Below are 11,944 nucleotides of genomic sequence, written 5' to 3'. Positions count from 1 at the left end.
GTCACATCTCGTAGGGTCGGCCTCCGCCGAATTTACCTTGCCGGGTTAGCTTGGGTGGGTCTGGCCATTTTCAATCCTCTGAACGGGGTGTGTGTGAAGTTTGGTACGCGGCGGTCTGTCGTCGCTGTGGTTGCGCTGTCCATCGCACTCCTCGCGGCGTGCAGCTCAGGCTCCGGCTCGCCGTCGGCTAGCGGGTCGTCCTCGGCATCGGCCGGCGTTACCACCACAAATGTCGGCGTCAGCGTCACGCCAGAGTTTGGGACGAAACCGACGCTGACGATCCCCGCTACCGCCGCACCGACTGCCTTGTCACAGCAGGTATTGACCCAAGGCACTGGTGCCACGGTCGCCAAGGGCGACACCCTCGTGGCCAACTACGTCGGTCAGACCTGGGCCCCGAAGGACGGAAAGCCCAACGTGTTCGACAGCTCCTTCGACCGGGGTCAGGCTGCCGCATTCGTCATCGGCGTCGGGAGTGTCGTTCCCGGCTGGGACAAGACACTGGTGGGTAAGAAGATCGGCAGCAGAGTGCTGTTGACCTTGCCGCCTGCTGACGGCTACGGCAGCGCCGGTCAGACCGATGCCGGCATCACGGGCACCGACACTCTCGTGTTCGTGGTTGACCTGGTCGCCAGCTACTCGCCGAATGCCTCAGCGCCCGGGACGGCCGTCGCCAACTTGCCTACGACTGGCATCCCGAAGATCACCAACATTCCCGGAAAGCAGCCGACAATCACCAGCACCGCCGGTGTAAAGGTGCCAACGCAACCCGTGACGACCCTGCTCGTTACCGGATCCGGCGCAAAGATCGATTCGGCCAAGACCCTGGTGCTCCAACTCGTCCAAACTGACCTTGCGACCGGCAAGGACACCCAGTCGACTTGGGGCCAGGCTCCTCAGACCGTCGCAGGGGCAACTGTGCTCGGCCTTGCTGACAAGCTCACCGGACAGAACATCGGCTCACGCGCCGTCGTCGTCGTACCGGCAACCCCAGCACAGCCCGCCTCGTCAACGGCGGCAGCCACTCCGGCCTCACCGCCAGAGATCATTATCATCGACGTCGTGGGGCAATTCTGAGCTAGTTCTCCGGCTGGTTCTAGGACGCTCCGGCGGGCCGCAGGAAATCCCAGTTACGTGCTTGGTCATAGCCTGAGACCTCGTACACCTGATGCAGGAGTCGCTTGTCACTGGCCAGGATCTCGGGCGTGAAGTTGTTCAAACGCGACGTGATCTTGTCGACGGCAGCGTCGAGTTGATCAAGAGGAACGACCCGATTGACCAGCCCGATACGGTGCGCCTCGGCCGCGCTGATCATTTCGCCGAGCATCAGAAACTCAGCAGCGTGCTTGAGCGACATCACGTAGGGCGTTATCACGATGGGCGGGCCCCAGCCGTTCGTCACTTCCACCTCGCCGAACATCGCGTCCTCGCTGGCAACGGTGAGATCGCATACCGCGGCGAATTCGCATGCTTGACCGAGGCAGTATCCGTGGACTTTGGCGATCACCGGTTTCGGCATATCCCAGATAGCACTTGCGAGATCGCGCGGATTCACCGAGCCCGAGTCTGCGTCGGGATTGCGGATGTCGCCGCCGGCGCAGAAGGCTCGGCCCGCGCCACTGATGACGACCGACCGGATCTGCTGGTCCGCGCCCGCGGTTTTCAACGCAGCGAGCAGGTCGCGATGCACCGCAGCGCTGATCGCGTTGAGCTTGTCAGGACGGTTCAACGTGATTTCGGCGACCGACTCGCGCACGGAATACAGGACATTGTCATAGCTCGTTGTCATCGGGCTGGTGATCCTCCATCTTCGGTTCGGCAATCGCGGCAAGAGTGCCGGTGCTGACCGTAGCGCGGCGAGCGAGTCGTTGGTCGCGCGCGGGCGGTGCCGCCCGCTCGGTACGTTGGCATCATGTCCGATCTGATGCGCGCTGTCGCCTTCACCAAGAGCCTGCCGATCGAGGACTCCGACAGCCTTGTCGATATCGAGACCGAAGTACCGATACCCGGGCCCCAGGATCTGCTGGTCAGAGTTGAAGCGGTCAGCGTGAATCCCGTCGATACCAAGGTCCGCCAAGGCGGCGATCCGCAGGGCGGCCCCAGAATTCTCGGATTCGACGCAGCGGGCACCGTGATCGGCAAAGGTGATGAGGTCACCCTCTATGACATCGGCGAGGACGTCATGTACGCGGGAACCATCAACCGTCCGGGGACCAATGCGCAGTTTCACCTGGTGGATCAGAGGTTGGTGGGGCCCAAACCCAGCACGCTGAGTTTCGCTGAAGCGGCGGCGTTGCCGTTGACGACCATCACGGTCTGGGAATTGCTCTTCGACCGGTTGAAAGTCGGGCCAGGCAGCGCGGGCTCGCTCTTGGTCGTCTCGGCCGCCGGTGGGGTCGGATCGATGGTGTGCCAGCTCGCCCGAACGATGACCGATCTGACAATCGTCGGCACGGCAAGCCGAGCCGAGACGATTGCCTGGGCGACTCAGATGGGCGCGCACCATGTGGTCAACCACCACGGCGACCTGGCTGCCAACGTAAGTGCCGTGGCAGCGGAAGGCGTGGACTACATCTTCACGCCGCAGTCCGAACACAACCTCGCCGCGTATGCCGAGATCATCAGGCCGTTTGGGCACATTGCGGCCATCGACGAGCCGGCCGGACTGGACCTGCGGCCGCTGAAGTCGAAGAGTGTCGCCTGGCACTGGCAATTCATGTTCACGCGCCCGCTATTCCAAACGCCGGACATGATCGAACAACACCGATTGCTAGCTGCGACGGCCTCGATGATCGACTCTGGCGCGCTCAGGACGACGATGACCGAGGAATTCGGGCCGATCAACGCCATGACCGTGCGAGACGCGCATCGGCGGGTCGAATCCGGTGCAGCGATAGGCAAGGTCGTTGTCGCTGGCTGGGAGTGACGCCTGACCGGCCGCTGGTGGCGTGATCAGTCCGGCAGCCTTGGCACGGTCAGTCCCTGGTTCTTGCCGAGCAGCACACCTCGGGTGATCGAGGCCGTACCGTAGCGATCTCGAACCCGATCGACGGCTGCGTCCAGGCTCAGCCCGTCGTAGCGCTCGAACGGTAGTTCCAGTTGGACCACGTCCGCATCACAAAGATTTGTCAACGCAATACCGATGAGCGTGATCCCACGTTCTCGAATCAGGCCCGTGCACGAACCTAGAACGTGCCGCAACGCCGCGAGCAACACGGCAGTATCAGCGGTCGCCGCCGACAAGGTGTGTGATCTGCTCGCGCGGGTGAAATCGTCGAAACGGAGCCGGAGCACGACGGTCCGGCAAAGCCGGCGCGCAGCGCGAAGACGGCGGCAGACCCGGTCGACCAGGCCGATCAAGCGCGCGTCCAATTCTGCTGGGGTCAGCCTGCGGCGGCCCAGGGCCGACTGCGAACCGATTGATCGGCGCCGACGGCCCACCACGACCGGTCGTGGATCGCGATTGCGCGACAGGGCGTACAGCTGTCGTCCCGAAGCTGGACCAAGCATCGCCACCAGCGCCTGCTCTGGCAGCTCGGCGACTTCGGCCACGGTCGTGATTCCATATTTCACCAACTTCTCTGCCGTCACCCGGCCAACTCCCCAGAGTCGCTGGACGGGCAGCGGGTGCAGAAATGCCAGCTCGCCGTCGACCGGAACGACCAGCAGGCCGTCCGGTTTGCCATCGCCGCTGGCAACCTTGGCAAGAAACTTGGTTCGCGCAACACCGACGGTGATCGCCAGCCCAACCCGTTCCCGGACAGCCAGGCGCAGTCGAGCCGCGATTTCGGGAGCGCTGCCAGAGACCTGTCGTAGACCCCTGACGTCTAGAAAAGCCTCATCGATGGAGACGGCTTCGACGAGCGGTGTGGTGTCGTCGAAGACCGCGAAGACTGCCTTGCTGGCTGTGCTGTAGGCATGCATTCTGGGCGGGACGATGATCGCGTCGGGGCATAGCGCCAGCGCTTGCCGGCCGCCCATCGCCGTACGCACACCGCGGGCTTTTGCCTCGTAGCTCGCAGCCAGGACTACCCCCGCGCCGACGATGACCGGTCTGCCCCGCAGACGCGGATTGTCACGCTGTTCGACCGAGGCGTAGAACGCGTCGAGGTCGGCGTGCAAGATTCCCGGCTCGTCGGACACGGCCAATAATCGCACACCTGTTCGATAATTACTACGGCGCCCGCTTCCGGTTCGACCGCCTTCGACTTCACGCTGGCTGAGGTCAGCGTCCCGCCAACGGTGCAGACACCCAGCGCGAGCGGTGACTCCGGTGCCGAGCTCGCAGATACCGGATTCCCCCTGCGCACAACCACATTCGGGGCCGTTGCCCTCGTGTTGCTTGGCGTGCTGCTGCTCGCGACAACACGCCGGTGGCGAGACGCACGGTTGCGGTGAGGCTTGGACCGGTCAGCTGATTTCGCGCCGGCAACGCACCAGAAAGTCACGTTCGGCGGCGTTTTCGGCTCCTTCAATTGCTGTCTCATACGCGGCCTCGGCCTCAGCCATGCGGCCGAGTCGGCGCAACAGGTCGGCCCGGATCGCGTGAAACCGATGGTATGAAGTGAGATTTGGCCAGTCGCGCAGCCCATCGACCAGCGCGAGCGCGGCTTGCGGACCGTCGACTTCAGCCACCGCGACGGCGCGGTTGAGCGCTATCACCGGTTCGGGCGAGGCTAGAAGTAGCTGATCGTAGAGCTGCACGATCTGGGGCCAATCGGTGTCGGCCGCGACCGGCGCGTCGCTGTGCACGGCGTTGATCGCGGCCTGAATCTGGTACGGCCCGGGTTGATCGCGCGCCAGACATTGCTGCACAATCGCTTGGCCCTCGGCCACGAGATCGCGATCCCAACGCTCACGATCCTGCTCTGCCAGCAGCACCAGGCCTCCGTCGGCGTCCACTCGGGCGGCGCTCCGGGATTCGATGAGCAACATCAGCGCGAGCAGGCCCAGGACCTCCGGTTCGTCCGGCATGAGTTCGGCCAGCAACCGTCCGAGCCGGATCGCCTCCAGACAGAGGTCCTCGCGGATCAGAGATCCACCGGAGCTGGCGGTGTAGCCCTCATTGAAGATGAGATACAGGACGGCAAGCACCGCGGTGGTCCGTTCGGACAGTTCCGCGTCATCCGGAATCCGATAGGGAATCCGCGCGTCGCGTATCTTGCCCTTCGCCCGGACAAGCCGCTGAGCCATCGTCGATTCAGGCACCAGGAACGCCCGGGCGATCTCGGCAGTGCTAAGCCCACCGAGAAGTCGCAGCGTCAGCGCAACCTGAGCGGGCGCGTTCAGCGCCGGATGGCAGCAGGTGAAGATGAGCCGTAACCGGTCGTCGCGCACCACACTCTCCTCGCCTAGGTCGCGTCCCCCCTCAGCCGAGCGCAGCAGCGCCGCCTCGGCCTGCCGATCTGCACGCGAGGCCTCGCGGCGCAGGCGGTCGATCGCCCGGTTGCGAGCGGTAGTGATGATCCAGCCCTGCGGGCTCGCGGGCAGACCGTCCGAGGGCCAGCGCTCTGCCGCGGCGACGAACGCGTCCTGGACCGCCTCTTCAGCAATGTCGATATCACCGAAGGTGCGAATCAGGACCGCGATCGCGCGCCCGTGCTCGGCGCGGAACACGCGTTCGATGTCAACGTCGCCGATCGCTGTCACGTCAGCTGTCAGAGCTATTGCGGAACGGCCTTACCTCGATCGGGAGCGTTGTCGCCTCCGCGAGCTTGCGACTCCAGGCCAGCGCACCGTCCAGATCGTCGGCCTCGATGATGGTGAAACCGCCGAGATGCTCCTTGCCTTCAACGAACGGGCCATCGGTGATCAGCGCAGCCGCGGCCTGGGGACGAATGACGGTAGCGGTGCTGGGCGGACACAGTCCGCCGGAGAAGACCCAGACGCCGGCGGCCTTTAGCTCGGCGTTCAAGCTGTCGAGGTCGCGCGAGATTTCGGCGAGGGTCGCAGGATCCGGGATCGGTCCATCAGGTTGGTACACACTCAACAAGTACTGCGTCGTCATCGTAGGTTCCTCTCGTGTTCAAGACTGGCTCGGGTTCAAGACTGGCTCGTGTTCAAGACTGGCTGGGACATCTCCTACACGAACGGCGCCCCGCCGAATCGACACCATCGGCCCCGTCAGATCGGTATACCCGCTGCTCACACAAGTTGGTATACCGCCGCGTCGCCGTGGCCGCTCGCCCGAATACCAACCCAGCGGGCGCCTGAGAGGCAGGTGTGTTCTTACGAGATGGTGAACCCGACATTGGCAGATGCCGTACACACAGGTGCACGTCATACCCTGCGAACCAACGGCCCACGACCGACCGCCGTCGAAGGAGCTCACGCTGATCACGCTCGTTCTCATCGGACTCGTCGGAGGGCTCATCACAGGGATCTCGCCCTGCGTGCTGCCGGTCCTGCCAGTCGTATTTCTCACCGGCGGCGTCCAGGAACGGCCAGCAGACAGCCCGGCTGAGCAGCGCCGTCGCGGACGTCGGCCGTTCCTGATCGTCGCGGGACTCGCCATCAGCTTCAGCGTCTTCACGCTCCTCGGCACGCTTGTATTGAGCGCCTTGCCGCTGCCCAAAGACACCATTCGATGGGCAGGCTTGGTGGCACTGGTGCTGTTGGGCATCGCGATGATGTTTCCGGCAGTTCAAGCGCTCCTCGAGCGACCGTTCTCCCGTATCGGCCAACGCGAAGTCGGCAAGGATCACGGCGGATTCGTGCTGGGGCTGGCTCTCGGCGCCGTCTACGTTCCGTGCGCCGGGCCCGTACTGGCCGCAATCACCGTCGCTGGAGCGACCGGCAATATCGGCGTGCGAACCATCGCGCTGACAGTGGCTTTCGCCGTCGGCGCCGCCATTCCGCTGCTGATCTTCGCACTCGCGGGACAGCACGTCGCGGACCGGGTACGCGCCTTCCGTGACCGCCAACGTGGCGTGCGGATCGTGGCAGGTTTGATCGTGATTGCGCTCGCGGTGTCACTCAGCTTCAACGTCACAGATGCCCTGCAACGAACCGTTCCCGACTACACGGCCGGACTGAACAAAGCGCTCGATGGCCCGGCGGTCGCCAAGCAACTCGGTTCCACTCAGAGCGAGCCACTGCAGGAATGCGTGCAGGAACCGCTCGCCGCGCTGCAGGACTGCGGAAAGGCGCCCGCCGTATCCGGCGTGCAGCAATGGCTGAACACTCCTGACGACGCGCCGCTCAGTCCCGCCTCCCTGAGCGGCAAGGTAGTACTCGTCGATTTCTGGGCCTACTCGTGCATCAATTGCCAGCGCGCGATTCCGCACGTCCAAGCCTGGTACGCCAACTACGCCGCGGACGGCCTTGTCGTTATCGGCGTACACACGCCGGAGTACGCGTTCGAGCACGTCGCCGGCAACGTCGCGGCCGGAGCGAAACGGCTGCACATCACCTATCCGGTGGCGTTGGACAACAGCTACACGATCTGGAACAACTTCGGCAACGACTCGTGGCCAGCTGACTATCTGATCGACGCCAGCGGTGAAGTTCGGCACGCTTCGATCGGCGAGGGCGACTATTCCGGCACCGAGTCCTTGATCCGGCAACTGCTCAGCGCCGCGCACCCTGGCGTGCAGCTTCCCCCGGCTACCGACGTCGCCGACAACACACCCACGGATCAACAGCAAACGCCCGAAAGCTACCTGGGCGTGGCGCGGGCGGACAACCTGGCGAATAGCGCAACGCTACGTGCCGGATCGCAGACCTTCAGCTACCCGGCAACGGTTCCGGCCGACTCGTTCGCGCTCACCGGCACCTTCAACGTTGCGCCCGAGTCTCTGACTGCCACCAAGAACGCCGGTATTCGATTGAACTTCATGGCCAGTTACGTCTACCTCGACGTCGGCGGTACCGGCACTCTCACCGCAACAGTGGATGGCAGAACCACGAACTACGCGGTCTCCGGTGCGCCCGATATCTACACGATCGTCAGCCAAAAGGAACCCAAACGAGACACGGTGACCATTACGCTCTCCCCCGGTCTGGCGGCGTATTCCTTCACTTTCGGCTAGCGGCTTACCTTCGATGAACACGATGGCAACCCAGGTAGACGAAATTGTCCGGCGCTACCTAGGCTTGAGCGGTGATGTGTCCAACGCACCGGCATCGAGAGGGCCAGCTGTGAAGGGCGCTTCGATCAGTAGCGCCGGGTATCGCGAGTATCCGCCGCCGTGGATGTTGACTCGATCAGTCAGTTGCATCTGGGAGCAACAACCCGTCGAGGCTCTAGACCAGCTGATCGTGCCCGACGCCAGCCTCGATCTGATCTGGTTGGCCGATCGCGAATTGGTCATCGCCGGTGCCGACACAGGCCCGCGGCATGTCCGCTTGCCCGGCGGCGCATTGTCTTCTGCTATCAGATTGCGTCCGGGTGCTGCCGCAACCGTGCTGGGCATTCCTGCCTCGGAGCTGCGCGATCAACAAGTCGAGGCCAGCCTCGTCCTCGGCGCCGATGCTCAGCGGCTCGCTGAGACCCTCGCTGCCGCCGCACCCGAGCTCCGTCTCGGCCTGCTCGCCGATGCGGTTGCCCGGCGGCACTCCGAGCCAGACACCCTTGTGGTCGCGGCCGCAAACCGACTTGCCCGGCCGCGCGCCCGAGTCTCACACGTCGCCAGCGAACTCGGCGTCAGCGAGCGCCATCTTCAACGCCGGGTCGTCACTTCAATCGGCTATGGACCCAAGATGCTGGCACGAGTCATTCGGTTACGCAGGCTGGCAACGCTGACGAGCCCGTCGCTGTCCGCCCGAGCAGACGAGGCAGGCTACGCGAGTCAGGCACATATGAATGACGAGGTGCGCCGGCTGACAGGCAAGACTCCGGTCCGATTTCTGGAAGACGGGCCCCCGGTCGCTGCGTAGCGTTTACCCATGCCCATTCACCCGATGCCCACTGACCCGATACCCACTGACCGCACGACCGTTGATGTGCGTGCGGCCGAGCGATTCATCGCCGCCAACGCTCGACTAATCGACCGCCACCGGGTCGCCGTCCTCTTGCACGGAGCGGACAACGAACCCGTTCTGGCTGCGCTGCGGGCGTACCGCAACACCGATGGTGGTTTCGGCCATGCCTTGGAGCCCGACGTGCGCTCACCGTACAGCGAGCCAGCCGCAACCCTGCATGCGCTGGAGGTGCTCGCCGGCATCGATGGCCTCGACAACCCGATGGTCGTCGGCGCGGCTGATTGGGTATCGGCCATCTCCAATCCTGACGGTGGGCTGCCCTTCGTCATGCCAACGGCCGATTCCTTTCCACACGGTCCGTGGATGGTGCCCTCAGACGGAGGCTCGCACTTGACCTTCGCGATTGCGGCATGCCTGTGGCGCGCGGGCAGCAAGCCAGCTTGGTTGGCGAAAGGCACCGACTGGTGCTGGGCCACGCTGGCCAGACCCGAGGGCATCAACGCGTGGCTGCTCAAGTTCGCGTTGGATTTTCTCGATGCCGTTCCGGACGAAACGCGCGCGCGGAGTGCCGTCGAGACGTTGCGCTCGCAGATCGGAGCGGATGGCACCGTGCCGGTACCTGGTGGCACCGAAGACGAGCGGTTGACCCCGTTGACTTTGTCGCCCAGCCCCGGCGCGCGCAGCCGCGCAATGTTTACGACCAAGCAGATCGAAACCGACCTGGATCTGCTCGAAGCCGGCCAGCAGCCAGACGGCGGCTGGACGTTCGACTGGCTCGGGTGGTCACCCGGTCAATCCGTCGAGTGGCGCGGCATCGTGACTCTCGAGCACTCGAGACCCTCGTTACCCATGGGCGCCTTACTCCACAAGCTGTTGACTGATTCGCGTTCGGACGCCGTCGAAAGTCACTCGGCTATAAGGCCCCTCGTCAGCGAACTAGCGTTCAGCGCCCGGTTGCGGGGTGCGAGCCTGGTCCACTTGCCGAAGAAGTATGCGGACCCACGCCGACGTCGGATCAGCACCAGCGCTGTCCGATTGCGCGTTCGGGGGCGCTGAACGCACGCCTTCTGGATCTGCACCGTCTGGATGAGGGTCGGGAGCGACTGCGAGGCCAGCGATCGCCCTCGCAAGCGCATCGACATCGCGCCCGCTCGGCTGCTGCGCTCCGGACTCGATTTGCACAGCAAGCACGCCGATTGCGTCTACAAGGTCTTCCAACGCGATCGCAGCGGGCAGGGTGGCGGCGGCGCGCTCGTCCACCGGCGGCGGCTCTACCAGGGCGGCCGCGGCAGCTGCCCGCGCCTGATGGGCCGATCGATAGGCCTCCGCACGCACGGTCGCCCAGCCGTCCCGATCCCTCGGCTCAAGGACTGCCTGTCGGAGATAGGCGAGTGTGGCGCGTACCGCGTTATCAAGTCGGGCACCTTCGGGCAGCAACCCTCGATCGGGCCACAGCAGGTAGCCGAACACGACCGCAATCGCGCACCCGGCGAGCGTGTCCAGCGCCCGTACTGCGGGATAGGCCGGATCCGCACGACCGATGCAGGCACTGAGCAACGCCGAACAGGTAACACCCACAACGCTGAACGCGTAGAGCCGCGGAGCGGCCAGCACCGCAAAGCCCAGTGCCAACGCCGCGGCGATGGCAACGAGCCAGCCCGACCTCACGATCAACAGCACTGCCGCGGCAAGCACGGCGCCGGCCATGGTGCCGGCCACCCGATTCACGATTCGCTGAAAGACCGAGGCGTATTCAGGGCGAACGACGACAGCTACCGTCATCGGCAACCAGAACGAGTGAGTCTGGTGATGCAACTCTGCAGTTACGGCTGTCGCGATACTCATGCACAAAGCGAGCCGGAGCCCGGCGAGAACGGCGGCACGATCGGTCACGGACCTGGCAGCCGTCCGCAGTCTGACGGGGAGCGGAGCCGGCCCCTCGTAGATCCCCGCGTCCAGGGCCTCGGAGTCCATCTCGTCCAGCGCAGCGGCCAGCGTGCTCAACGCTGCCAAGGCAGCTGGATTCTCTGTCGTCGTAGGCGTTTCATCCTGATTCGCGAACGATTGCGGCATCGAGTGTGGCATCACCTGCGCGTTCGACTCCCCCTTCGCCGCGAACCGATTCGCTCGCACCTCGACACCTGCGCGTCGGACCGCGCTGATCGCGTTTGTGGGCACGGTCACGCCCACCGCGTACAGCTCCGCGGCCGCGAGCGCCACCCGCTCGGCTGTGAAGATCGCTCGATTCAAGGAATGCCGGACAGCCCGTGTGGCGAACTCAGCGCTCAGCCGATGGTCATAACTCGCGGCCCGACTGGCCGCAGATGCCCGGGCAAGCCCAGTTCGTGCCTGCGCTGCCTCGGTAGTGCCGATGGCTGCCAGCAACTCTGCGGCGGCGTCGAAGACATCTGCGGCAGCGTCGCGCTCGTGGTGTTCCCTGCGAAGCAACCACGGTGCGGTAGCCACCACGAACACAGTTGCAGTACCAAAAAGGTAGTAACCGGCCTGTTGCCACCAGGGCAAGGCCACACCAGCAAATTCGGCGAATGCGACGCCGACGACGGCCATCAATGCACCGGCGGTTGCCAATCGACCAATCGCACCAACCATCCCGGAAACGAGCGCCACCCCGGCCGCCAGCAGGATCTTGTCTCCGGTGTCTGTAGTCGTGCCCGCGGCCAGCGAGCCCAAACCCAAGCCGATGACGGCCCCGGCCGCTTGGCAGCCCAGGGCCACCACCCTCGTCCGGTAGACGCCGGTCGTGACGAAGACCGCTGCGCAGGCAACTCCGAAATAGGTGAGGCCCACCGCGACCAGATGATCGGTGATCAGCCCGAAGGCGAGAATTACCCCGGCGGCAACTACGGCCCAGATCGCTGGCCGCACGGCCCAGGCGGCCGAGGATGGCTGTAACGCGCCGCGCACCGAACCACACCAGCGCCTACTCGCTGTGGCGACTGCCAACCGACTCCTCCTGGCCGTGCCGAGTGCGGCGGACCCGGACATTCGAAGAATACGTGCG

11 protein-coding genes are annotated in these 11,944 nt (G+C 64.7%); 6 read left to right on the top strand and 5 right to left on the bottom strand.

Going from position 1 to position 11,944, the window contains the following annotated elements; genetic code table 11:
• The first annotated feature begins 93 nt into the window (after positions 1-93).
• Complete coding sequence (locus ACSMXN_RS08905; RefSeq protein ID WP_455407736.1) at positions 94-1,077, top strand: FKBP-type peptidyl-prolyl cis-trans isomerase; 984 nt, start codon at positions 94-96, stop codon at positions 1,075-1,077.
• A gap of 19 nt (positions 1,078-1,096) precedes the next feature.
• On the opposite strand, the gene ACSMXN_RS08900 is transcribed toward ACSMXN_RS08905, so the two are convergent.
• Positions 1,097-1,789 carry an enoyl-CoA hydratase/isomerase family protein gene (locus ACSMXN_RS08900; protein ID WP_022911505.1) on the bottom strand — a complete coding sequence of 231 codons (693 nt, stop codon included), beginning with the start codon at positions 1,787-1,789 and terminating at the stop codon, positions 1,097-1,099.
• Positions 1,790-1,912: 123 nt separating this feature from the next.
• Here ACSMXN_RS08900 and ACSMXN_RS08895 point away from each other — a divergent pair, with 123 nt between their 5' ends.
• Positions 1,913-2,926, top strand: coding sequence for a zinc-binding alcohol dehydrogenase family protein (locus ACSMXN_RS08895; protein WP_196811120.1), 1,014 nt, complete (start codon positions 1,913-1,915; stop codon positions 2,924-2,926).
• 26 nt (positions 2,927-2,952) lie between these two features.
• Here ACSMXN_RS08895 and dinB read toward each other — a convergent pair whose 3' ends face one another.
• Entirely contained in the window at positions 2,953-4,149 is a 1,197-nt protein-coding gene (gene dinB, locus ACSMXN_RS08890; RefSeq protein WP_027138983.1) for a DNA polymerase IV, read from the bottom strand.
• 93 nt (positions 4,150-4,242) lie between these two features.
• On the opposite strand from dinB, the gene ACSMXN_RS08885 reads away from it, so the two are divergent.
• A complete protein-coding gene (locus ACSMXN_RS08885) occupies positions 4,243-4,398 on the top strand; it encodes a hypothetical protein (protein WP_022911502.1) in 156 nt (51 codons plus the stop codon).
• 12 nt (positions 4,399-4,410) lie between these two features.
• Here the strand turns inward: ACSMXN_RS08885 and ACSMXN_RS08880 are convergent, their stop codons facing one another.
• Together ACSMXN_RS08880 and ACSMXN_RS08875 are read right to left on the bottom strand one after the other, a co-directional pair.
• A complete protein-coding gene (locus ACSMXN_RS08880) occupies positions 4,411-5,649 on the bottom strand; it encodes an RNA polymerase sigma factor (protein WP_022911501.1) in 1,239 nt (412 codons plus the stop codon).
• Position 5,650: 1 nt separating this feature from the next.
• Positions 5,651-6,007 (bottom strand): YciI family protein, encoded by a 357-nt coding sequence (locus tag ACSMXN_RS08875; RefSeq protein WP_022911500.1) that lies wholly within the window; start codon positions 6,005-6,007, stop codon positions 5,651-5,653.
• A 325-nt stretch (positions 6,008-6,332) separates the two neighbouring features.
• On the opposite strand from ACSMXN_RS08875, the gene ACSMXN_RS08870 reads away from it, so the two are divergent.
• Genes ACSMXN_RS08870 through ACSMXN_RS08860 form a run of 3 tightly spaced genes read left to right on the top strand, consistent with a single transcriptional unit; the run spans position 6,333 to position 9,978 of the window.
• The gene (locus ACSMXN_RS08870) at positions 6,333-8,030 is read left to right on the top strand and encodes a cytochrome c biogenesis protein DipZ (protein ID WP_027138982.1); all 1,698 of its coding nucleotides are present in this window, start codon (positions 6,333-6,335) and stop codon (positions 8,028-8,030) included.
• A gap of 22 nt (positions 8,031-8,052) precedes the next feature.
• The gene (locus ACSMXN_RS08865; RefSeq protein ID WP_022911498.1) at positions 8,053-8,877 is read left to right on the top strand and encodes a DUF6597 domain-containing transcriptional factor; all 825 of its coding nucleotides are present in this window, start codon (positions 8,053-8,055) and stop codon (positions 8,875-8,877) included.
• A 9-nt stretch (positions 8,878-8,886) separates the two neighbouring features.
• The gene (locus tag ACSMXN_RS08860; protein ID WP_455407735.1) at positions 8,887-9,978 is read left to right on the top strand and encodes a hypothetical protein; all 1,092 of its coding nucleotides are present in this window, start codon (positions 8,887-8,889) and stop codon (positions 9,976-9,978) included.
• Here the strand turns inward: ACSMXN_RS08860 and ACSMXN_RS08855 are convergent.
• A complete protein-coding gene (locus ACSMXN_RS08855) occupies positions 9,859-11,886 on the bottom strand; it encodes an FUSC family protein (RefSeq protein ID WP_196811119.1) in 2,028 nt (675 codons plus the stop codon). The two genes, ACSMXN_RS08860 and ACSMXN_RS08855, sit on opposite strands and share 120 nt — an antisense overlap.
• Positions 11,887-11,944: the final 58 nt, after the last annotated feature.

It is taken from the genome of Parajatrophihabitans canadensis (assembly GCF_053764775.1).
This window is presented reverse-complemented; position numbering and strand designations above follow the sequence as displayed.

Excerpts from the sequence above, each read along its gene's own strand:
- ACSMXN_RS08860 (WP_455407735.1), top strand. The coding sequence starts at position 8,887 with ATGCCCATTCACCCGATGCCCACTGACCCGATACCCACTGACCGCACG.
- ACSMXN_RS08900 (WP_022911505.1), bottom strand. The coding sequence starts at position 1,789 with ATGACAACGAGCTATGACAATGTCCTGTATTCCGTGCGCGAGTCGGTC.
- ACSMXN_RS08875 (WP_022911500.1), bottom strand. The coding sequence starts at position 6,007 with ATGACGACGCAGTACTTGTTGAGTGTGTACCAACCTGATGGACCGATC.
- ACSMXN_RS08895 (WP_196811120.1), top strand. The coding sequence starts at position 1,913 with ATGTCCGATCTGATGCGCGCTGTCGCCTTCACCAAGAGCCTGCCGATC.
- ACSMXN_RS08865 (WP_022911498.1), top strand. The coding sequence starts at position 8,053 with ATGGCAACCCAGGTAGACGAAATTGTCCGGCGCTACCTAGGCTTGAGC.